Below are 22,235 nucleotides of genomic sequence, written 5' to 3' on the forward strand. Positions count from 1 at the left end.
CCTGAAGGGTTGTAGCGTTGACAACCATGGCTCCGCTGCTCGCGGCGCGCGGGGTGTCGAAGTCTTTCTTCGGCAACCCCGTCCTGCGCGACGTTTCAATCGCTCTCCAGCCGGGCCGCGTGCATGCGCTGCTCGGCGAGAACGGCGCCGGAAAGTCGACCTTGATCAACCTTTTGTCCGGCGCCTTGAGACCGGATGGCGGGACGATCGAGGTCGATGGACGCGCGGTCTCACGCATGACGCCAGCTGTTGCGCGGCAGGCCGGCATCGCCGTCGTCCAGCAGGAACTCAGCCTGACGGCCAGTCTTTCCATCGCCGAAAATGTTGGTCTCGGCGCCTATCCCAAACGGTTCGGCCTGATCGACTACCGCGAACTCGCTGCGCGGGCGAGGGCCGCATGCGAACTTGTCGGGCTGCACGAGCCGCTGTCGACGCCGGTCGGGCATCTGTCGCTCGGCCGCCGCCAAATGGTGGAGATCGCCAAGGCGCTCTACCGCCGGCCGCGCGTGCTCATTCTCGACGAACCGACATCGTCGCTATCGGCAACCGAAACCAAAATCCTCACCGATCTGCTGCAGCGGTTGCGCGGCGAAGGCATCGCCATTCTCTACATCTCGCACCGACTGAACGAAGTCATGGCGCTGTGCCAGCACGTCACCGTTCTGAAGGACGGCACCTGCACGGCCGACCGCACCCTGGAAGGCACCGACGCCGCCGGGTTGGTTCGGCTGATGGTCGGCCGCGATCCCGGTGATCTTTTTCCGCAATGGCAGCCTTCCAGTTTGCCTGCCAACGCTATCTCTGTCCGAAATCTTTCGGCCGGCCTGATGCGCGACGTCGATCTGGATATCAAAACGGGCGAAGTGCTTGGCATTGGCGGCCTGGTCGGGCAAGGGCAGGAAGATCTGCTGCTCGGTCTCTACGGCGCCATTCCGGCACGGACGGCGTCGGCGACCGTCAACGGCGCCTCCGGCCTGCCCGGCGGCGTGCCGAAAGCCAACGCGCTGGGGCTGGCCTATGTGCCCGCGGATCGCAAGCGCGAGGGCCTGCACCTGATCCATCCCATCATCACCAACATGATGCTGCCCGCCTTTGCCAGGCTGCCGGCGCTGAAGCTGCGCAGCCGCCGCGCAGAGCGCGAGACGGCCAAAAGCCTTGCCGCCCAACTCGGCATCAAGGGCCACCTCGGGCGGGCGGCGCAGGCTCTATCGGGCGGCAACCAGCAGAAGGTGGCGCTGGCGAAATGGATGCCGCACGACCCGCTGGTGCTTCTGCTCAACGATCCGACGCGCGGCGTCGACGTCGAAACAAAACGTGAGATCTACATGATGCTTCGCAATTTCGCCGCCGCCGGCAAGGCGGTCGTGATGCTCAGTTCCGACACGCCCGAACTCGTGCACCTTTGCGACCGTGTAGCCATCGTCCGCGAAGGCCGCATCGTCGCCATGCTGGCGCGTGGAGCGCTGAGCGAGCAAGCCATCGTCTCCGCGGCGATGGGCGCCGAACAGCGGAAGGTTGCGGCATGAACACATCTTCCTCCGCCCGGCAGACCGATGCGCTCTACTGGCCGGTGCAGATGCGTCGCAATGTCGGCGTGCGCAGCCTGTTTGCCGTCGTCCTGGTGTTTCTCATCGCCTATGGCGTCCTCTTTCCGGGCCTGTTCACGGCGTCCGGCTTCGCCAAATTCACCCAGAGCTGGTTCCCATTGGCGCTGGTCGCCATGGCGCAGGCGATCCTGATGCTCACCGGCGGCATCAGCCTAGCCATCGGCGCGACGGTCAGCTTGGGCGCGGTCATCGCCGCGACGACGATGGCCGGGCCGCTGGGCGTCGCCGGGGGCACTGCCGCGGTGGCGCTGACGGGCCTCGGCATCGGGGCGGCGACCGGCTTCATCGTGGTACGGCTTCGGCTGCCGGCCATCGTGGTGACGCTTGCCGGGTCGTTCATCATCGGCGGCGCCGCACTGCTGATCCTGCCGCGGCCCGGCGGCGCAATCCCGGCGTGGCTGTCCGACCTGCTTGCCGGCAACACACCGGCGGCATTCGTGCTGCTGGTGGTCATCATTCTCCTGTGGAAGCTCTATCTCGCCACGCCGCTTGGCTTGAGCCTCTATGCCGCCGGCGAGAATCCGGTCGGCGCCTATCGCTCCGGCGTGCCGGTCGACGGCGCGCGCATTGCGGCCTATGCGATCAGCGGTCTGCTCTCCACTGGCGCCGGCTTGTTCGTCGCCGCACAGACCGGTTCGGGCGACCCGGTCATCGGCGCCGCCTTTACCCTGAACTCGATTGCCGCTGCGGTGCTCGGCGGCATCGGCTTCCTCGGCGGCCAGGGCACGATGCGCGGCGCGCTTGCCGGCAGCCTGCTGCTCAGCCTGATGATCAGCGTCATGTTCTTCCTCGGCTTCACGCCGGTCGCACAATATGTGGCCCAGGGCCTGATCATCATCGGCGCGGTCGCCATCCCGCAATTCCGCAAGGCACAGCAATGACAGCATGGAATGACAGCGCGGGCGGCAAACGCGCCCTGACGGTCCTGCGCAGCCGGCCGTTTCTCACGGTTGCCATCGTTGCCGCGGTCTGGATCGTGGCGAGCTTCGTTTCGCGCGGCTTCGGCGCTTATGGCCATCTGCGCTATCTGGTGGAACTCGGCGCCGTCATCGGCCTGGTTGCCGCGGGCCAGACTTTTGTGGTGATCGCCGGCGGCATCGACCTTTCCGTCGCGGCCATCGTCACGGTCAGCGCCGTCAGCCTGCCGCTGCTGTCGTGGCAGGTGGATCCGACCGGCATCACCGCCATTCTTGCCGTTCTGGTGCTGACCACGGCAATCGGCCTGGTCAACGGGCTCGGCGTCGCTTTACTGCGCGTCCACCCGATGATCATGACATTGGCCATGGCGACATTCCTGCAGGGTCTGTTGATCATCATCGCCGGCGGCAGCGCCGTGACCGCCGAGAACCCGCTGGTCCACTGGCTCGGCAATGGCCGGCCGGCCGGCATTCCCGCTGGCGTATTGTTGTGGGTGGTCGTCTCGGTGATCGTGCTGACCACGATGCATGCGACATCGCTCGGCGCCCGGATTTTCGCCATGGGCGCCAACCCGCTTGCCGCGGCGCTGTCCGGTGTTCCGGTCACGTCCACAACGCTTGCGGTCTACGGCATCAGCGGCTTCTGCTCGGGACTTGCCGGCGTGCTCGTGTTGGGCATGAACGGACAGGGCTATGTCGGCATCGGCGATCCCTATCTGCTCGCCTCGATTGCCGCCGTGGTCCTCGGTGGCACCTCGATCCTCGGCGGGCTCGGCACCTATGCCGGCACCATCCCCGGCGCCATCCTGCTGGTCACCATCACCGCGCTGATCACCGTCGTCAACGCATCGCCCGGCTGGCGCAGCATCCTGTTCGGCTCGCTGATCCTCGGCCTGCTGCTGCTCTCAGGCCGGGAGCAGGCGCGCCGATGACACATCGTCGAGCCGATAGATGCGCCTTGCGTTGCCGAAGAACAGCGCCGTCTGCTCGTCGGCGGAAAAGTCCGCTGTGATGGTTTTGAAGCCGTCATATATGTCATCGAACGAGGCATGCAGGCCGGCGACCGGAAAGTCGCTGCCGAACATGGCGCGACCGGTGCCGAAACAATCGATGCAATGCAGGACGACGGGCTTCAGGCTGTCGAGCGTCCAGTCATGATCGTAGGCGACCAGATCCGATATTTTGATGGCGACGTTGTCGCATTGCGACAGAAGCCGCAGCCCGTCGCGCCACACCTGCATGCCATCGGCGTCGCGGTCGATCGGGCTACCGCAATGGTTGAGCACGAATTGCTGATCGGGGAAGGCAGCCGCAAGGCGAGCCGCGCCGGCGAGCTGGCTCGGAAACACCATCAGGTCGAAGGCCAGCCGATGCTGGCCAAGCAAGGCAAGCCCGGCACGCCAGGCCGGCTCCTCCATGATGCCGTCACGGGTCGCAAAACGGCGGGCAGGGTCGGGATCCCAGCTCAATATGTCGCGCACGCCGACGACACGCTCGAACGCGGCTTGCGCTTCGATCAGCGCAGGCGCCTGGCGATCGGCGAGCGGCACGTGAACGACATAGCGGGCGGCGACGCCGCGCGATTTGTCGAGTGCTTCAAGCCAGCGCGTTTCTCCGATGCAGTCGCCACTCGCCCAGCCGGCTTCGACATGGACGGTGGCGACGACATTATGCCCTATGGCATCGCGCGCATAATCCCCGGGCAGATAGTTCCGCCGCAAGGGGCCAAGCTCGCCCAGGCCGCCGCGCTCGCCGGCCGTGGCGGCGAGCCAGGGATGCCGTCCCAGGCTGAGATCCCAAAGATGATGATGGGCGTCGATGATCGGTCCGGCGTAAGGTTCTGGCACGTATCTCTCTCAGGCTGTGACCGGCGATCGATTCTGGCTTCGTTCTGCGGCGGTGAAAGGGTTAGCATCGGATGACTGAAAACTCACCGGTTCCAGCCCTTTCGGTGCACGAAAATTTTCAGCTCGACGACCGCATCCGCGGCGTGCCTCCCGGCACAACCGGGCTTGACAGCAGCCTTGTCGCGGCCGAGCACTGGCATCCGGCCGATGGACGCATGGCGCTTCCGGTGCTGACCCTCGACGAGGCGGCCTTCTCCGCCAATCGCGACCTGTTCCTGCGCTATGCGCGCGAACACAATGTTGCGATCGCTCCGCATGCCAAGACGCCGATGGCGCCCGACCTTGCCCGGTCGCTGGTCGAGGCCGGCGCATGGGGCACGACGGTCGCCGACATCAGGCAAGCGACAGTGATGCTGAAGGCCGGCTTGACACGGCTGATCATCGCCAATGAGGTTGGCGGAGCCGGCGGCGCCAACCGGCTGGCCGTGCTTGCTGGTGCCTGGCCGGATGCCGAGCTCTATGTCTTTGCCGACTCGGTCGACGCCGTGAACGCGCTTTCCGAGGCTTGGCGCGCCAATGCGGCACTGCCGCCTTTGCATGTGCTGGTCGAACTTGGTGCGGGCAGGGCGGGCGCCCGCACCACCGCGCAAGCCGAGGCCATCGCCGATGCGATCACGGCTGCCGGCGGGCGGCTGCTGATAGCCGGCGTTGCGACCTATGAAGGGGCGGCGGCGCAACCCGAGCCCGGTCGCACCGATGAGGTGATATCCGGCCTGCTGGCGATGACCGCCGACATGTTCCTGCGGCTGCGTGCCCGCGTCGGCGGCGACGCACCCCTGATCGTCACGGCCGGCGGCTCCGCCTTCTTCGACCAGGCGGTCGCGGCGCTTGCACCCCTCGTTTCCAGCGACGGCAACGCAACGCTGGTGCTGCGCAGCGGCGCCATCTTCTTCCACGACCACGGCACCTATGACCGTTCGCTCGGCGCCCTCGATGCCCGCAAGGGTTTTGCCATAGGCGGCATCAGCGCTTCGGCGCGGCATTCCTTTCGCCCTGCGCTACGCCTGTGGGCCGAAGTGCTGTCGCGGCCGGAGCCGGGCCTTGCCATCTGCGGCATGGGCATGCGCGACGTGTCGTTCGACCAGGGCTTTCCAACGCCGCTCACCGTCTTTCGTGCCCGCAAGCCGCTGCCGATGCCGGCGGCGCGCGCCGAGGTGGTCAAGCTCAACGACCAGCATGCCTTCCTGTCGATTGCGCCGAGCGACGACATCGCCGTCGGCGACGTCGTCGAATTCGGCATCTCGCATCCCTGCACCTGCCTCGACCGTTATCGCGTGATCTTCGGCGTCGACGCGACCGGCCACGTCCGCCACGCTTTTCCCACCTGGTTCGGCTGACCAGATCCCCAAAAAGAGAACCTCGAAAGGATCCGATATGATCAAGTATTTTCAGTCCGGCTCGCGCATGTCGCAGGCAGTCGTCTATGGCGGCCTCGTTCACATAGCCGGCCAGGTGGCCAACGATCGCAAGGCCGGCATCGAAGGCCAGACCAGCGACGTGCTGGCCAAAGTCGAGGCGCTGCTGGTCGAGGCCGGCAGCAGCAAGTCGAAGCTGGTGGCGGTCAACATCTTCCTGCCGCAGATCGGTGATTTCGAGGCCATGAACAGCATCTACGACGCCTGGATCGATCCTGCCCGGCTGCCGGCGCGGGCCTGCGTCGAGGCGCGGCTTGCCGACCCTGATTTACGCATCGAAATCACCGCGGTCGCGGCGGTCTGACCATGCACACCGGCCTCGCCCACACGCTCGAGTTCGACCGCGACGGCAAGACGCTCAGCCATCTCAGCATCCCGTTCTCGATCGATCGCTCGCCCTACTTTCAGGTCAAGGTGCCGATCTGCCTCATCCGCAACGGCGACGGCCCCACACTGCTTTTGATGGCCGGCAATCACGGCGACGAATATGAGGGCGAGCTGTCGCTGGCAAAACTGGTGCGCCGGCTCGATCCGAAGCGCATCAAGGGCCGCATCACCATCATGCCGATGGCCAACGCCCCTGCGGTGATGGCCGCCAAGCGCTGCTCGCCGCTCGACGGCGGCAATCTCAACCGGGCCTTTCCCGGCGATCCCTCGGGAACGCCGACAAGCCGGCTCGCCAATTTCCTTGAGACGGAGCTGTTCCCCCGTCACGACGTCGTCTTCGATATCCATTCGGGCGGCACGTCGATGGAGCATCTGCCGACCGCGCTGGTCGAACGCAACGCCGATCCCGAGCGCCACCGGCGTGGCGTCGAGCTGATGCGCACGCTCGGCATGCCCTACGGCTTTATCGCTGACAACGGCCAGGCCTCGCCAACCTCGATGGGCGCAGCGCGCCGCGCCGGCGCCGTCGGCGTCAGCGGTGAGTTCGGCGGCGGTGGCACCGCAACGGTCGATTCAATGGCGATCACGGCCCGCGCACTCGACCGTCTGATGACAGCAATGGGTGTGGTCGACGCGCCGGTCCTTGGCGCAGGCGAAAAGCCTTCGGCGCCGACAAGGCTGCTGTCCCTGTCCAGGCACAGCCAGGGCCTCTATGCCACCCGCCGCGGCTGGTTCGAGCCCGCCGCCAGGCTCGGCGACAGTGTCACTTCAGGACAATTGGCCGGCTGGTACCACGATCTCGAGCGGCTCGATGTTGCCGAGGAGGCCCTGCATTTCGCCGAAAGCGGCTTGGTGCTGTCGCGCCGGCTGCACACGATGTGTGAGGCGGGCGACTGCCTAATGCAGGTCGCAGAGCCGGTCGACGGCTGAGCCAAAGGCAGAGGATATTCCATGCAGCAACTGTCCATGTGGACCTATCCCTGGGACATCCAGGATCTCGGCCTGGAGACGGTCGAACGTGATCTTGTCGAGCGCGCCGGGCTCAACATGATCAGCCTGGCGACATCCTATCATGCCGGGCGCTTCCTGCAGCCGCGCAGCCCGCGCCGCAAGGCCTATTTCCCTGAGGACGGCACCATCTATTTCAAGCCGACCGCTGCGCGCTGGGGAAGTCTAGCCATCCAGCCCAAGGTGGCTGACGTGATCGCTGAGGGCGGCGACGTGCTCGGTCAGCTTATCCGCAGGCGCGACGCAGGCGGGCTAGGCGTTTCGTGCTGGACGGTCTGCCTGCACAACACCCGCCTGGGCATGCTGCATCCGCAGGCCGTCACCCGCAACGCCTTCGGCGATGCCAACTACTACAATCTCTGCCCGTCCCATCCCGATGCGCGCGCCTATGTCCGCGCGCTGATCGCCGACATCTCGCACAGCTACCGGCCGGACCGGATAGAACTTGAAAGCCCGTCCTTCATGGGCTTTGCCCATGAATACCATCACGAGAAGGACGGTGTCGGGCTGACGCCGGAAGACGATTTTCTTTTGTCTCTGTGCTTCTGTCCGTCCTGCGTCGCCCGTGCGGCAAAAGCCGGCATCGATGCCGAGGCGGCGCGCAAGCTGACCAGGCAATGGATCGTCGAGACCTGCGAGCGTGCAGTGCCTGAGCGGCGCTTTCCCGATTTCCCCGCCTGCGGCCTCGACGCCTTTGCCCCGTGGCCGGAGCTCCATGCCTATCTCTTGTGGCGATTCGAGCCAGTGACCAGCCTGGTCGCCGAACTGCGCGAGGTAGCCGATCCCACGACGCGGGTCGTTATTATCGATCTGAAAGACGGCTGGCTTGGCGGTTGCGATCTGGCAGCGCTGGGCAAGGTCTGCGACGGGGCGATCCTGTGCGCCTACGACATGCAGGCCGGCGATGTCGCCAGCCTGATGGCGGCCGGCCGTGCGGCACTGGGCGCGGACAAATTCCTCGGCGCCGGCTACCGGCTGTTCTATCCGGAAATGGCCCGCCCCGACATCCTCGCGGCCAAGGTGAAGCCGGCGCTGGCGCCCGGTGTGGACGGCGTCAATTTCTACAATTACGGCCTCATTCCAGCCGCGCGGCTCGACTGGATCCGCGCTGTTCGGCAGTCTTGAGCCAGCCGGCCAATGCTCGTGGCCACGAGGCGTTGAGGCCGGATTCGGGCGCGAGCGCTGCCGGGTTAATCAAATCAGCGAAACCTGAAGCCATCCATGGTGTAATCCGGGTAGGCGTCCATCGTGTCTAATAGGTCGAACAGGTCAGGTGTGTCCGCCAATATTCCTGACAGAACCAGCACCGTGGCCACGCCGGCAGCAAGTCCGCCGGCGATGTCGTGTTCGACGCTGTCGCCGACGCAGACCACAGTGCTGCGGTCTGGATTGCCTGCCACCGCTAGCGCAGCGCCGAATATAGTGGGGTAAGGCTTGCCGATACGCGTGACGCTACCACCGAGGTCCTCGTAGAGATCCGCCAGCCGGCCGGCGCCGAAGCGCGGCCCCACTGCCGTTAGCATGATCTTGTCAGGGTTGGTGCAAAAGCATGGCACCTGCCGCACCGCAGCCGGCGCAAGAAGCCGGCGATAGTGCTCAAGATCGTAGCGGTCGCCCTCGCTGGCCGAAATCAGCACCAGCCCGGCATCGTCACCGTCCTTGGTCAATGCGAAGGGCAGACCTTCGATCGCCGAGCGGTCATCGTCGCGGCTTATCAACAGGCATTTCGTGTTTGGCAGTAGCTTTCCGGATACCGCCATGTCGTGGAAGAACTCCCACGCGACCTCGCCGGAAGAAACAAAATGGTCCCAGCTTCCCGGTTCGAAGCCGAGCTTTAGCAGCCGGCTCTCGTTAGGCCCCGCCCGCTTGCCGGAGTTCGAGATCAGCACAATGGTCTTGCCGGCGCGCTTCAGCGCCGACAGTGCTTCCACCGCCCCTGGATAGGGGCTGGCGCCGTCATGGAGCACCCCGAACTGATCGAGCAGGAAAAAATCATAGCGCTCGGCCAGCTGGTTGACGCCGTTGAGGTGTTCGACTGTTTTCGCGCTCATAGAAGCCCCGCCGCGCTTGCGCCCGTCAGCGCCAGCCGCGCCGTGCCGGCGGCGGCTTCGTGCGAAAGCGCCGGCAGGAAATCAACACCAAGTCTGCGCTGCCGGATCGCCGTCCAGGCGGCATTCGCCGCACCGCCGCCGACGCTTCTGACCGACGTCAGCCGCGGCGCGCCGAGCTCTGCGAGCCTGTCATAGCCGAGCGCCTCGATCGCGGCGATACCCTCCAACATGGCTTTCAGATAGTCGGCGTCCTCCACCGGTCGCGGCACAAGACGAGGCGGCAGTGCCGGATCGGCGATCGGAAAGCGTTCGCCTGCAGTGGCAAGAGGATAGTAGTCGAGGCCGGTCTCGGTCATCGGGTCGATCGCCATGCTCAGCTCGACGATGCGCGCCAGAGGGAAATGTTGTGTCAGCACCTTGCCGCCGGAGTTCGATGCGCCGCCCGCCAGCCAGACATCTCCAAGCCGATGGCTGTAGATGCCGAAGCGTGGCGCCGAGATAGGCCGGTCGGACAGGATCTTGACGGTCAACGACGACCCCAGCACGGTGACGCCGTCGCCTATTGCCGCGGCACCTGTCGCCAGGAACGAGGCGCAGCCATCGGTCGTTCCGGCGACGACGGCGATTTCGCGCGGTAAGCCGAACATATCCGCGGCATCCGCGGTTAGCTTGCCGACGACATCGCCCGGCCTGACGACGCCGGGCAGCAACTCCATGCGCATTTCGGTGGCCGCAATCCAGTCCGGCCAGCAGCGGGCCGTGATGTCGTAACCGGTTTTCAAGGCATTGTTCTCGTCGCTGACATCGAAGCGACCGGAGAATTGTCCCGCGATCCAGTCCGCCTGATGCAGCACCGCGGCAACACCGGGCGTGCGCTGGAACCAGAGCGCCTTGGCAAGACCGGACGTTGCCCCAAGTGCGGCACTGGTCGCTGGGGCTTCGCGAGCGATCGCGACCAGAATGGCGTTGTCGGCGACCGTATCGTTGTACATCAACGGCTCGGCCAGCGGCCGCCCGGCGCCGTCGACCGGCAGCAACGTACCTGAAGTGCCGTCAACAGCGATCGATCGGACCGCTGTTCGGTCGATGCCCGAAAGCAGTTCCGCCAGCGCTGCGCCGACCGCTGACCACCACACTGCAGGGTCGCGGGCATTCCGGCCAAACAACTCGAGCGAAACGGCGGAACGCGCGGCAATGGAAAAATCTGGACGCATGGCGACCGCGCGCGCGCCGGACGTGCCGATGTCGATGCCTATGGCAAGCGGCGTGTCAGCGGCTGGCGGCATTGAGTTTCTGGCGATACTTCTCGGCGTCCCAGTTGACCAGTTCATCGTTCTCGGCGGCGGTGAGGTAGTTCAGCCGCGCTGCAATGTCGATGCGTGCCGTCACGTCGGCAAGGCAGCGTTGCATGGCGTCGGCGCCGGCACTGGCGTCGCCGCGCATCAGCACGCCCAGCCCGGGAAACAGGATCGCCACGGGCTTTGCACCGCACCGCTCGATGACGCGCGGCACATCCTCACCGGGCTTTGCCACCACCGACCCCCGACCCAGAAAGATGACGTGATCGGGGTAGAGGCTGCCCCCGGACGCCATGCGGCGGCTTTCGGGATCGATGGCGACCGCGTGCGCCTCGATTTCCGCCGGCAGCCTGTAACCGGTTTTCCCGGCCAGCGCCGCCAATCCCGCAACATCCGGTTCCGCCACTTGGCGCGCCGGCCGCGCCAGAAGCAGCGTGACGCGGCGCAGCAGCACTTCGGCCTCGGCGACGGTATCGGCCGCGACGACCAGCCCGTGATTGGCAAGGATCAGCACGTCGACCCCAGCCTGAAGCCGCTCGGCAATACCCTGGGCAAGCGGCAGGCCTGGACGGAAATAAGGAACATACGCCCATTTGAGACCATCAAGGCGTCTGGCGGCTTCCACCTCGCAATCGGCCTGTACCGCCAGCGAAATGGTCTCGACGCAATGGACATGCAGGACGACGCGCTGCGGCATCAAAGCGTGAACGGTGGTTTCAATCGAAGGGCGCAGGCGCCGGGCGTTGAGCGTCTCGATGGCGAAGATCTGCGGCTGGTCGGCGGCGCTGTCGCGCTGTTCGACAGCCCTGAGCAGCGGCGCCATCGCCACCGGGACCATGATGTCTTCGGAGAGCGCATCCTTCAGCCATGTGCCGGAAGCCTTGATCCACAGCGTGTCGCCGGCTTTCAGCGAGGTGTTGCCGCCGGCGGCCTGGGTCAGGTTTGGATTGCGCCCGATGCTGGCCGAAAGCGCCCGCAAGGCAGCCATTTCCTGCGCATCCGCATAGGTCGCCATGGCGCATTTCCTCTATCAGCTCCGCCAGCCTCGCAGCTTCGGATACCCGTCGTGGGATGTTGATGTGTATCGCAGATGCGAGCGACTTGCGTCAATAGTGATCTAATGTCATCAAAGGTTCTTGCAACCGGAAAGATGTTGAGTAAGTTGCGTCAAATGCCGTGGCAAAAACGGCTTCTGGGAGGAAAAACGATTGAGCGACTCCGGCCGCCAGCGTCAGATCGTCGAGTTGCTGCGGGATCGCCCCTTCGCGTCGGTGCGCGAACTGCAGGAGCAGCTCGGCGTGTCGGCGGCGACGGTGCGGCGCGACATCGACAAGATCGACGAGGCCGGTGAAGCACGGAAGGTCTATGGCGGTATCTCGGCGCTCGACGGCGCTTCACAGGCGGGTGTTGCCTATGCCAGGCCCTATGACGAGAACCGCGACCTCGCGGTCGAGGCCAAGCGGCAGATCGCCGCTCTCGCGGCCACGATGGTGCGCGACGGCGATGCGGTCATCGTGCATGGCGGTTCGACCTGCTTCCACCTCGGGGTCAAGCTCGCCGAGCGCAGCATCCGTCTCTATACCAATTCGATGCCGCTCGCGGCCTATCTGAGCGACCACGGCCGTTGCAGCCTGACCGTTGCCGGCGGCGATCTGCATCGTGAGCCGGGCATCATCCATTCACCGACCCAGGCGGAGCCGTTCTACGCGTCGAAGTTCTTTCTCGGCGCCCAAGGCCTTGGCCAGGAGGGCGTGCTGGAATCGCACCCGCTGCTGGTCCGCTCCATCGCCGATCTCAGCCTGTGTGCCGACCAGATCGTGGTGCTGGCCGACAGCCGTAAGCTGTCGATCCACGCCCGTAACATCGCGCTGCCCTTGTCGCGCATCGGCACGCTGGTGACCGATGACGGCCTGTCCGACGTCGACGCGCGCATGCTGGAAGGCGCGGGCGTCATGGTGCGCATCGCTTCGGCTTCGGGAGCCATCCAGTGAAGATGGCCGTCCTCGATTTCGGCAAGACCAATTCGAAGCTGTTCGTCTTCGCTCAGGACGGGCGCATCGTCGACGAGCGCCGGACCCGGCCGAACTGGATGCGCAAAGATGGCTTCAGCGTGCTTGATGAGGCAGCACTTCACGATTGGGCGGTTCGCGCCGTAAGCGAGGCCGCCGACATCCATGGCGTAGAGGGCGTGATGGTGTCGGGCCATGGCTGCACCTTTGCCCTGGTCGACGAGGCGGCGCTGACGCATCCGATACTCGATTACGAGCAAGAGCCGCCGGCTGATATTGCCGCGCAAATTGATCGCCTCGTTCCGGATTTCACCGAGACCTTCTCGCCGCGATTGCCGCTCGGCTTCAACTACGGTCGCCACATGCTGTGGCTACAGGCGGTGCAACCCGGTGCATTCACGGCCGCGAAATCGATCCTCGGCTATCCACAATACTGGAGCTGGCGGTTTGGCGGCCGGGCGGTCTCGGAAGTGTCCTATCTCGGCTGCCACTCGCATTTATGGGCGCCGCGCAATCGCGACTTCAGTTCGCTGGTCGACATCGAGGGCTGGCGCGACCGGATGCCCGCCTTCGAGCGGGCGGGCTCGGTTATCGGCGAGCAACGCCTCGGCGACACGAAGCGGCGGATCGCCATCCACAATGGTGTCCATGACAGCAATGCCGCGCTCCATGCCTATCGCCGGCAGGAGCTTGGCCCGGTCACCGTCGTCTCGACCGGCACCTGGGTCGTCGTGCTTAATCCGGATTGCCTGCTCGACGCGCTCAATGGTCAGCGCGACATGCTGGTCAATGTCGATGTCGACGGCGGCCCTGTGCCGACCATCCGCTTCATGGGCGGGCGCGAATTCGCCACGATCAGCGACGGCTGGCAAGGCGCGATCGCGCCGGCGGCGGTGCAGCGGGTGATCAACGCCGGCAGCATGGCGCTGCCGAGCTTCGCGCCGGGCGGCCCAATGCCCGGCCGCGCCGGCAAATTGGTCGGTCGGATGCCGAGCGCCGAGGAACGCGCAGCCGTGGCGCTGCTCTACGTCGCGCTGATGGTCGACCTCTGCCTCGACCAGATCCATTCGGACAACACCGTGATCGTCGATGGCGGACTGAACGCTGGCGGCCTGCTCGCCGGGCTAGTGGCGCAACTGCGTCCCAGCCAGGCCTTCCTGCAAGGGGCCACACTGGAGGGCAGCGCCACCGGGGCGGCGGCGCTGGCCTTCGAGACCGTCGGCCGCGAATTTGCCGCGGAAGTGCCGGAGCCCGTGCGTGCTGCAAGCTTCACCGGACTTGCCCGATATCGCGACACATGGCGTGGCCTCATCGGCGAGCAGGGCATCCCCCGCGCGGCAGCGGGAGGCGCACGGTGATCGTCGCTGCTCAGGCCGAAGTCACGCGCCAGCCAGTGCTGGAAATGCGGCACATCTCGAAGACGTTCGGGCCAGTCCGCGCCTTGCAGGACGTGTCGCTGACCGTCCATGCCGGCGAAGTCCATGCGCTGATGGGTGAAAACGGTGCCGGCAAGTCGACTTTGATGAAGGTGCTGTCCGGCGCCTATCGGCCTGATGCCGGCGGCGAGATACTGATCGACGGCGTGCCGGTCGCCACCGGCGACCCGATCAAGGCGCGGGCTCACGGCATTGCGGTTATCTATCAGGAACTGTCGCTGGCGCCCAACCTGACGGTCGCGCAGAACATCTTCCTCGGCAATGAGCCGAGGCGTTTCGGCATCGTCGACCGCGACCAGTGCTACCGGCGCAGCAATGAGATCATCAAGCGTCTCGGCGTGTCCTTCTCCGCACGGGCCCAGGTTTCCAGCCTGTCGCTCGGCGAGCGTCAGCTGGTCGAAATCGCCCGCGCGCTTTCGACCAGCGCGCGCATCATCGTCATGGACGAGCCAACCACCTCGCTGACCTCGCGCGAGACCGACCGTCTGTTCGAGGTCATCGCGACGCTGAAGTCGCAAGGCATCGCCATCATCTACATCAGCCACCGCATGGAAGAGGTCTACCAGTTGGCCGACCGTGTCAGCGTGCTGCGCGACAGCGGCTATGTCGGCACGCTCGAGCGCGCCGAGCTGAACGCCTCGCGCCTCGTCTCGATGATGGTTGGCCGCGACCTGTCCGCTTTTTACAGGAAGGATCATCGCCCGCCGGACAACAAGCGCGCGGTCGCCTTGTCGGTGCGCGGCATGGCGGACGGCAATCTCCTGAAGAACTGCTCCTTCGAACTGTATAAGGGCGAGGTGCTGGCTTTGGCTGGCCTTGTCGGCTCGGGCCGCACCGAACTCGCGCGACTGATCTTCGGTGCCGACAGACGCATCGCCGGCACGCTGGAACTCGACGGCAAGCCCGTAACCATCGGCTCGCCAAGCGAGGCACTGAATGCCGGCATCGCCTATCTCACCGAGGACCGCAAGGAGCTCGGCCTGTTCCTCGACATGTCGATATCCGACAACATCAGCATGGGCGTGCTGGCCAGGGATGCGCGGCCCGGCGGCTTGCGGGATTTCAAAGCCGCCGAGAGACGTGCTGCCACGGCCGTTTCGGATCTCTCCATCCGCACCAGGTCGGTACAGGCCAATGCCGGTTCGCTGTCGGGCGGCAACCAGCAGAAAGTGTTGCTTGCCCGCCTGCTCGAGACCGAGCCGCAAGTGGTCATCCTGGATGAACCGACGCGCGGCGTCGATGTCGGAGCGAAGTCGGAAATCTACCGGCTGATCGACAATCTCGCCAAAAAGGGCATCGCCATCCTGATGATCTCCAGCGAACTGCCGGAGGTGATCGGCGTCGCCGACCGCGTGCTGGTAATGCGCGACGGCACGATCGCCGGCGAGGTGACGGCGTCCAAAGACCAGCCGCTGCGCCAGGAAGCAATCATGGAACTTGCAACGGGAGCGGCCAAGGGATGACCGACAAGGCGACCGAGATCAGTGGCCAGGCTGTCGGCAGGAGCCGGCGGTTGCGCACCGCCTTCGCCGCCCTTGGCATGCTGCCGATCCTGATCCTGCTGGCGGTCGGCTTTCAGTTGATGAACGCGCGCTTCTTCACCCAGACCAATTTGCTGATCGTCATGCAGCAATCGTCGATCAACATTGTGCTGGCAGCGGGCATGACCTTCGTCATCCTGACCGGCGGGATCGACCTTTCCGTTGGCTCGATACTTGCGGCCTCGGCGATGGTGGCGGTGATGGTGTCGCTGGTGCCTGATTGGGGACTGCTGGGCGTGCCGGCGGCCATTCTCGTCGGCCTCGGCTTCGGCGTCATCAACGGGCTGCTGATCGCCTATATCAGACTGCCGCCCTTCATCGTCACGCTGGGGTCGCTGACCGCTGTGCGCGGCGTCGCCCGCCTGCTGGGCCAGGACACCACGGTGTTCAACTCGGACCTGCCGTTCGACTTCATCGGCAACGGTTCGCTGTTCGGCATTCCGTGGCTGGTCATCATCGCGTTGTCGGTCGTGGTGCTGTCCTGGCTGGTGCTCAAGCGCACCGTGCTCGGCACCTGGATCTATGCCGTCGGCGGCAATGCCGAAGCGGCGCGGCTGACCGGCATCAAGGTGCCGCTGGTGCTGCTCTTTGTCTATGGCGTTTCCGGCCTGCTGGCCGGCCTTGGCGGCGCCATGTCAGCGGCCCGGCTCTATGCGGCCAACGGGCTGCAGCTTGGGCAGTCTTACGAACTCGACGCCATTGCCGCGGTCATTCTCGGCGGCACCAGCTTCGTCGGCGGCGTCGGCTCGATCTGGGGTACGCTGATCGGTGGCCTGATCATAGCGGTGCTGTCCAACGGGCTCATCTTGGCCGGTGTCTCGGACATCTGGCAGTACATCATCAAGGGATTGGTCATCATCGTGGCAGTCGCCCTCGACCGCTACAGGCTCCAGGCAGGAGCGAGAACGTGATTGACCTTGGTCGCCGGCGTAAACGACCGGTTTGTGTAACGCACCGTGAGAGGCGCGGGGCAATTGGAGGAAAGCAATGAAGACCATCGCTAAACTGCTCTGCGGCGTCGCACTCGCGGCTGCCGCCATCGCGCCCGCATCGGCCAAAGACCTCAACAAGGTCGGCATCTCGGTCGGCCTGCTCGGCAACCCCTTCTTCGTCGCGACCATCAAGGGTATCGACGACGCGGCCAAGAAGATCAACCCGAAGGTCGAGGTAACCTCAGTGTCGGCCGACTACGACCTCAACAAGCAGGTCTCTCAGGTCGATTCCTTCATCGCCGCCGGGGTCGACGTGATCATGCTCAATGCGGTCGATGCCAAGGCGATCGGCCCGGCGGTGAAGAAGGCGCAAGCAGCGGGCATCGTCGTTGCCGCCTTCGACGTCTCGGCGCCAGGCGCCGACGTCACCGTCATGACCAACAACGTCAAGGCCGGCGAAGAGGCCTGCCAGTATCTGGTCGACCACACCGGCGGCAAGGGCGACTACGTTATCCTCAACGGCCCGGCGTCGTCGTCGATCCTGGAGCGGGTGAAGGGCTGCAAGGACGTCCTTGCAAAACACCCCGACATCAAGATCCTCTCCGACGATCAGAATGCCGAAGGCTCGCGCGACGGCGGCCTGAAGGTCTTTCAGTCGCTGCTGACCCGCTTCGACAAGATCGATGCGGTGTTTGCCATCAACGATCCGACGGCGATCGGCGCCCAGCTTGCGGCCAAGCAGCTCAATCGCTCGGAGTTCATCTTCACCGCAGTGGATGGAGCGCCCGATATCGAGAAGGAACTCGCTTCCGGCACCTCGATGATCAAGGCCTCGGCTTCGCAGGATCCCTACGTGATGGCTGGCCAGTCGCTGACGATGGCGGCTGAGCTGCTTGCCGGCAAGAAGCCGGCGGAGCCGACCGTGCTGCTCGACCCGAAGCTGATCACGGCCGAGAACCTGAAAGACTACAAGGGCTGGACCGCAGCCCGCTAAGCCTCCCAATGCCGATGCGGCCGGGGCAACCCGGCCGCATCTCAATTCAGAAACGGGAGACGATCATGTCGCGCATCGGTATTCATTCCTTCGTCTGGTCGGCGAGCTCGGCGCAAGGCGACCTCGAACGCACGCTGGCCAACACCAAGGAGGCCGGTTTCGACCTGATCGAGTTCTCCTATCTTGACCCGGCCAATGTCGACGTTGGCGGGTTGGCCAGGCGCATCGCCGACCTCAAGCTCGGCGTCGCGATCAGCATCGGCCTGCCGGCCGACGGCGACATTTCGAGTGCGGACAAGGCGGTTGCCGCGCGCGGCGTCGAGATCCTCAACGAGACGATCGCGCTCACCCGCGATCTCGGCGGCCAGAAAATTGGCGGCATCCTCAGTACCAGCCACGGCTTGCAGACGCAGGCGCCGACGCGCGATCAGTGGAACCGCAGCGCGGGGACACTTGCGAAGGTTGCGGAGACGGCCAAGGCCGCCGGCGTCACGCTCAATCTGGAGATCGTCAACCGCTTCGAAAGCAATCTGCTCAACACCGCTTCACAAGGCCTGGCCTTCATCGCGGACACCGGCTCCGACAACATCTTCCTGCATCTCGATACCTTCCACATGAACATCGAGGAGGCCGATGTCGGACTGGCTATCCGCCATGCCGCTGACAAGATCGGTTATGTCCATATCGGCGAGAGCCATCGCGGTTTCCTAGGCACCGGCAATATCGACTTTGCCGCCATCTTCGATGCGCTGACCGCAATCGGCTATAGGGACGACCTCAGCTTTGAATCCTTCTCGTCGAAGATCGTCGACGAGAACCTGTCACGGAAGACCGCGATCTGGCGCAATCTGTGGGCCGACAATATGGAACTGGCCCGGCATGCGCGCGCCTTCATCGCAATCGGCTTGGAGACGGCGCAGCGCAAGGCAGAGCTTGTCGCATCGAGACATCGTCCTTAGCAGGAGCGCGCTGCCAAAGCGCCAATGTTGTCGTTCATCCGGCCCGCGCCTTACGTGCAAGGGATCGACGTCGGAGGCGCTGAGTGTGGCGGAGGCAGTCGAGCGGGTGACGCTGACGAGAGTTTTCTGATTTTGGCCCACGAAACGCAATAAAATCAACATCTTCATACGCCCTCCGGGGCCATCCGATCTCCATACTGGACGGAGATGACGTTTGACACAGCGCGGCGGAAAGAAGCAGGATGGCTGATAGAGTCGACATCGCATAATGATGTCACTATATAGCGGCGGCTTCGACCGTGTAGCTGTGGCGGTGTACCACGAAGCAGCAGAAAATGTGTTACGCGTTGTGATCCCTATTGTGATACAAATCGGCCGTCGACAGCAGGAAAAGATCGTAAGAACAACAGCATAGAGCCGAAGCCGATCCCGGCCAACGTACCACTCTATCAAACAATCAGAACGTGCTCATTGAACCCTTCCCTTCATTCGGCTCTTCGGACCTCCGACAAGATCAACTGCCGGGCGAAGCCGACTCGGTTCGAATGGCAGCATGCATCCTTTACCGGGTGCGGACGTTTACGGTTACCAACCGGCATAGCCGCCAGGGAAAAGCAGTATGAGTGAACATGCGATCGAGTTCTTGCGCGGATGGATCGGTGAAAAGGTCCACTGCCAGCACTCGCCGGTAAAGATCGAGAAGCAGGCCGAGACCCTCGCCAAGGAGTGCGCGGCCAAGGCCGCTGAGGTCGGCATTCCGCTGGAAGATATCCAGGAAGAAGTCGGCGACATCCAGGAACTGATCGCATCGCGGCTCGAAGAGGCGGCCGAGGCCGACCAGAGCAACGCGGCCAAGCCGTGACGCAACAGGCCTGGCGCCGCCAGGCCTTGTCCTCTATCCAAATCGATCTTTCAGCCAGGCCTTCGGCAGCGCCGGCACGAAATTGCCGTCGCGTCCGCTCATATCCTCATTGGCGACCATTGCATTGAGGATCGCCTCCTCTACGCCTTGCGCCACCGCATCGAAGAACGGATCGATATCGACGTCCGGGATGTAAGCGGCGTTTGCGGTTCGTCCCGATGGCGCAAGTGCTGCTTGCGGATTGGCGGTGGTGAAGGCCAGAAAAATGTCGCCCGAACTGTGGTAGCCGAAGCCGCCTGTCATGGCGATGCCGAGCGGCACGCGCTTTGCCAGCCGCTTCATCTGGTGCGGCAGAAATGGCGCATCGGTGGCGACGATGGCGATGATCGAGCCCTTTTCGGCACGCGGCGTGCCTTCGCGCATCGCCGGCTCTACCAGATCGGGCCCGACGCGGGCGCCGCGCAGTGTGAAATTGCGCCGCTTGCCGAAATTCGCCTGCACGAATACGCCGACCGTATGCCTGATGCCCTGCCACTCGACGATGCGCGATGCCGTTCCCGAGCCGGCCTTGAAGCCAAAGGCAATCATGCCGGTGCCGCCGCCGACACTGCCTTCCTCGATCGCTCCACCGGCGGCACCGTCGAGCGCGGCTTCGACATGTTCGAAGCCGACGTGATGACCGTTGATGTCGTTGAGGAAACCATCATAGGTCTCCGCCGCAACCGGCAGGCCCCAGCCGCTGTCGAGCGCCGTCGGCAGCACGCGTTGCATCCAGCGCAGCGTGCCGTCGCGGGTAACGCCGCAGGAATGCGTGTTGGTGATCGTGACCGGCAGGTTGAAGGCGCCGACTTCCTCGATAATGTGCGACCCCGTCAACTCGCCATTGCCGTTCTGGCTGAAGACACCGGCAAGCACCGGCGTGGCGAGCTCAGCCAACGGCCGCGGCAGGATGGCGGTGACGCCGGTGCGCACCGGCCCCGTGCCAACCTCGAGCAGACCCTCGCCGGAAATCAGCGTCGCATAGCCGACCGATACGCCGGGCACATCGGTGATGGCGTTGAAGCCGCCCGGCGTGCCCTCGAAGGCAATGCCGAAAGCACGGGCGCGCGGCTTGCCCGCCGGCGTTTGAAGATGCGGGTCATGTCCGGTCATGCGGTCCTCTAAAAAAGCGAGCCCTGATTGCCCGGTTCTTTCGGTTTGCTGGCCGTCGGCTTTGCGGCGGGTTTGCTGGCGGGCGGCGTGGCCGCTGGTTTGGCAACGGCCTGCACCCGCTCGGCGTCGCCGGTCGCGACTGCATTTACGATGCCGTCGGCGAACTCCAGCTGCAGGCCAGCGCCCGGCACCACATCAACTGCCAGTTTGATCACCGCGCCGTCGGCATCCTTGACCAGCGCGAAGCCGCGCGCCAGCACAGCCTTGTGCGACAGCGTTGCCATCAGCCTCTCGGATTGGACGATGCGGCCGCGCAGTCGCTCCAGCCTGAGCAGTACCGCTTGCGTGCCGCGTCTCGTCAAAGCTGTCAGCAGATCCCTCTGCACGGTTTGCCGCCGCGCCGTTGGCTCGATCGTAATGCGCCCTTGCAGCAAAGCTAACTGCTGCCTGTGCCGTTGCAGAGATGCTTTCGCGCATTTTGGCAGTTGATCCGCTGCGCGATTGAGTTCCGCGCGCCGGGCTCTCGCCAATGCGCGCAGCGCCCCCTGGGCGCGCAAAAGGTTGCGGTCGTTGGTGCGTCGCGCCTCGGCAATCCGCCGCGACAGCGTTGCCGGAGTGAGCTTCACGGCGAAGAACCGAGCTTGCTTTCTTTCGGTGGAGACCATCAGCCCCCGGCTAAGCCGGCTGGCCGCCTCGTCCAGCCGCCGTCGCGGCAGCGCCAGCAACTGGTCGGGTGAGGGCAGTGCCCGGGCCGCCGCACGCGAGGCCTGCCGCTTGCGTTCGAAATTGCGCAAGGTGGCTGCTTTGAGACGTGCGCCAAGACTGGCTAGTGTCGCTTCGAGGTCCGCTTTCACCGGCACCGCGATCTCCGCCGCACCTGTCGGCGTCGGTGCGCGCATGTCGGCGACGAGGTCGATCAAGGTCCAGTCGGTCTCGTGCCCGACGGCCGAAATCACCGGAATGCGCGAGGCGGCGACGGCGCGCGCCAGCCCTTCATCGTTGAACCCCCAGAGGTCCTCGAGGCTGCCGCCGCCGCGCGCCACGATCAGAAGGTCGGGCTGGGCAATCGCGCCATCCCAGGCCAGCGCGTTGAAGCCGTTGACGGCGGCCGTCACTTCCGCCCCCGCCGTCTCGCCCTGGACTCTTACCGGCCAGACCAGCACATGCAGCGGAAAGCGGTCCTTGATGCGATGGATGATGTCACGGATCACCGATCCGGTCGGCGAGGTGACGACGCCGATGGTGCGCGGCATGAACGGCAGCCGCCGCTTGCGGCCGGCATCGAAAAGTCCTTCGGCCTGCAGTCGCCGCTTGCGCTCTTCCAAAAGCGCCATCAGCGCCCCGGCGCCGGCGGGTTCTAGATTGTCGATGACGATCTGGTAGTTGGATTTGCCGGGATAGGTGGTGAGTTTGCCGGTGGCGATCACCTCCATCCCCTCTTCGGGGCGGAATTTCAGCCGGCTCATCGTGCCTTTCCAGACCACGGCATCGAGCCGCGCGCGGTCGTCCTTCAGTGTGAAATAGGCATGGCCGGAAGAGTGCGGCCCGCGATAGCCGGAAATTTCGCCGCGCACCCGCACATGGCCGAAGACATCCTCGACCGTGCGCTTCAGCGCGCCGGAAATCTCGCTCACCGTGTATTCGGTGGCATTGGTTCGTGATTCGGATTCTGCGTCGCTCATCGGCCGATTGAGCGGCTGTTGTCGCTCCGCGTCAAGATTCCATAACTTGATCTTAAGCCTGTCCTGATTGACTCTGGG

General features: G+C 64.8%; 20 protein-coding genes. 14 read left to right on the forward strand and 6 right to left on the reverse strand.

Going from position 1 to position 22,235, the window contains the following annotated elements; translation table 11 throughout:
• The first annotated feature begins 26 nt into the window (after positions 1–26).
• The 3 genes from NKJ76_RS22395 to NKJ76_RS22405 are packed head-to-tail and all read left to right on the forward strand — an operon-like array spanning position 27 to position 3,456.
• Positions 27–1,526 carry a sugar ABC transporter ATP-binding protein gene (locus NKJ76_RS22395; protein WP_352538400.1) on the forward strand — a complete coding sequence of 500 codons (1,500 nt, stop codon included), beginning with the start codon at positions 27–29 and terminating at the stop codon, positions 1,524–1,526.
• The gene (locus tag NKJ76_RS22400) at positions 1,523–2,488 is read left to right on the forward strand and encodes an ABC transporter permease (RefSeq protein ID WP_023834041.1); all 966 of its coding nucleotides are present in this window, start codon (positions 1,523–1,525) and stop codon (positions 2,486–2,488) included. The genes NKJ76_RS22395 and NKJ76_RS22400 overlap by 4 nt, the downstream gene beginning before the upstream one ends.
• Entirely contained in the window at positions 2,485–3,456 is a 972-nt protein-coding gene (locus NKJ76_RS22405) for an ABC transporter permease (RefSeq protein WP_023748645.1), read from the forward strand. Before NKJ76_RS22400 ends, NKJ76_RS22405 begins: the two co-directional genes overlap by 4 nt.
• Here the strand turns inward: NKJ76_RS22405 and NKJ76_RS22410 are convergent.
• Positions 3,430–4,371, reverse strand: a complete 942-nt coding sequence (locus tag NKJ76_RS22410; protein WP_352538376.1) for an amidohydrolase family protein — start codon at positions 4,369–4,371, stop codon at positions 3,430–3,432. The genes NKJ76_RS22405 and NKJ76_RS22410 overlap by 27 nt on opposite strands.
• Before the next feature lie 71 nt (positions 4,372–4,442).
• Here NKJ76_RS22410 and NKJ76_RS22415 point away from each other — a divergent pair, with 71 nt between their 5' ends.
• The 4 genes from NKJ76_RS22415 to NKJ76_RS22430 are packed head-to-tail and all read left to right on the forward strand — an operon-like array spanning position 4,443 to position 8,366.
• A complete protein-coding gene (locus NKJ76_RS22415; RefSeq protein ID WP_031243566.1) occupies positions 4,443–5,768 on the forward strand; it encodes an alanine racemase in 1,326 nt (441 codons plus the stop codon).
• A 37-nt stretch (positions 5,769–5,805) separates the two neighbouring features.
• On the forward strand, positions 5,806–6,150 hold the full coding sequence (locus tag NKJ76_RS22420; RefSeq protein WP_023670576.1) for a RidA family protein: 345 nt from the start codon (positions 5,806–5,808) through the stop codon (positions 6,148–6,150).
• A gap of 2 nt (positions 6,151–6,152) precedes the next feature.
• On the forward strand, positions 6,153–7,163 hold the full coding sequence (locus tag NKJ76_RS22425) for a succinylglutamate desuccinylase/aspartoacylase family protein (RefSeq protein ID WP_352538377.1): 1,011 nt from the start codon (positions 6,153–6,155) through the stop codon (positions 7,161–7,163).
• 21 nt (positions 7,164–7,184) lie between these two features.
• Complete coding sequence (locus tag NKJ76_RS22430; RefSeq protein ID WP_031243564.1) at positions 7,185–8,366, forward strand: hypothetical protein; 1,182 nt, start codon at positions 7,185–7,187, stop codon at positions 8,364–8,366.
• 74 nt (positions 8,367–8,440) lie between these two features.
• On the opposite strand, the gene NKJ76_RS22435 is transcribed toward NKJ76_RS22430, so the two are convergent.
• The 3 genes from NKJ76_RS22435 to NKJ76_RS22445 are packed head-to-tail and all read right to left on the reverse strand — an operon-like array spanning position 8,441 to position 11,605.
• On the reverse strand, positions 8,441–9,292 hold the full coding sequence (locus NKJ76_RS22435; protein ID WP_023748641.1) for a TIGR01459 family HAD-type hydrolase: 852 nt from the start codon (positions 9,290–9,292) through the stop codon (positions 8,441–8,443).
• Complete coding sequence (locus NKJ76_RS22440) at positions 9,289–10,578, reverse strand: FGGY-family carbohydrate kinase (RefSeq protein WP_023748640.1); 1,290 nt, start codon at positions 10,576–10,578, stop codon at positions 9,289–9,291. The genes NKJ76_RS22435 and NKJ76_RS22440 overlap by 4 nt, the downstream gene beginning before the upstream one ends.
• A complete protein-coding gene (locus tag NKJ76_RS22445; protein ID WP_352538378.1) occupies positions 10,562–11,605 on the reverse strand; it encodes a class II aldolase/adducin family protein in 1,044 nt (347 codons plus the stop codon). The genes NKJ76_RS22440 and NKJ76_RS22445 overlap by 17 nt, the downstream gene beginning before the upstream one ends.
• A 193-nt stretch (positions 11,606–11,798) precedes the next feature.
• Between NKJ76_RS22445 and NKJ76_RS22450 the strand changes: the two genes are divergently transcribed.
• The 7 genes from NKJ76_RS22450 (at position 11,799) to NKJ76_RS22480 (ending at position 19,323) form a co-directional block, all read left to right on the forward strand.
• Complete coding sequence (locus NKJ76_RS22450; protein WP_352538379.1) at positions 11,799–12,581, forward strand: DeoR/GlpR family DNA-binding transcription regulator; 783 nt, start codon at positions 11,799–11,801, stop codon at positions 12,579–12,581.
• Complete coding sequence (locus NKJ76_RS22455; RefSeq protein ID WP_352538380.1) at positions 12,578–13,957, forward strand: FGGY-family carbohydrate kinase; 1,380 nt, start codon at positions 12,578–12,580, stop codon at positions 13,955–13,957. The genes NKJ76_RS22450 and NKJ76_RS22455 overlap by 4 nt, the downstream gene beginning before the upstream one ends.
• Before the next feature lie 44 nt (positions 13,958–14,001).
• Entirely contained in the window at positions 14,002–15,498 is a 1,497-nt protein-coding gene (locus NKJ76_RS22460; RefSeq protein ID WP_050588083.1) for a sugar ABC transporter ATP-binding protein, read from the forward strand.
• Positions 15,495–16,487 carry an ABC transporter permease subunit gene (locus NKJ76_RS22465; protein WP_023740485.1) on the forward strand — a complete coding sequence of 331 codons (993 nt, stop codon included), beginning with the start codon at positions 15,495–15,497 and terminating at the stop codon, positions 16,485–16,487. The genes NKJ76_RS22460 and NKJ76_RS22465 overlap by 4 nt, the downstream gene beginning before the upstream one ends.
• A gap of 76 nt (positions 16,488–16,563) precedes the next feature.
• Entirely contained in the window at positions 16,564–17,502 is a 939-nt protein-coding gene (locus tag NKJ76_RS22470) for an ABC transporter substrate-binding protein (RefSeq protein WP_352538381.1), read from the forward strand.
• 65 nt (positions 17,503–17,567) lie between these two features.
• Positions 17,568–18,461, forward strand: a complete 894-nt coding sequence (locus NKJ76_RS22475) for a sugar phosphate isomerase/epimerase family protein (RefSeq protein ID WP_352538382.1) — start codon at positions 17,568–17,570, stop codon at positions 18,459–18,461.
• A 619-nt stretch (positions 18,462–19,080) separates the two neighbouring features.
• Positions 19,081–19,323 carry a DUF768 domain-containing protein gene (locus NKJ76_RS22480; protein ID WP_023670565.1) on the forward strand — a complete coding sequence of 81 codons (243 nt, stop codon included), beginning with the start codon at positions 19,081–19,083 and terminating at the stop codon, positions 19,321–19,323.
• Between the two features lie 33 nt (positions 19,324–19,356).
• Here the strand turns inward: NKJ76_RS22480 and NKJ76_RS22485 are convergent, their stop codons facing one another.
• Both NKJ76_RS22485 and xseA read right to left on the reverse strand, forming a co-directional pair.
• Positions 19,357–20,475 carry a DmpA family aminopeptidase gene (locus tag NKJ76_RS22485; protein WP_352538383.1) on the reverse strand — a complete coding sequence of 373 codons (1,119 nt, stop codon included), beginning with the start codon at positions 20,473–20,475 and terminating at the stop codon, positions 19,357–19,359.
• A gap of 8 nt (positions 20,476–20,483) precedes the next feature.
• Positions 20,484–22,157, reverse strand: a complete 1,674-nt coding sequence (xseA, locus tag NKJ76_RS22490; protein WP_352538384.1) for an exodeoxyribonuclease VII large subunit — start codon at positions 22,155–22,157, stop codon at positions 20,484–20,486.
• Between the last annotated feature and the right edge of the window lie 78 nt (positions 22,158–22,235).

It is taken from the genome of Mesorhizobium sp. M0029, assembly GCF_040323735.1.
Lineage (GTDB): Bacteria > Pseudomonadota > Alphaproteobacteria > Rhizobiales > Rhizobiaceae > Mesorhizobium.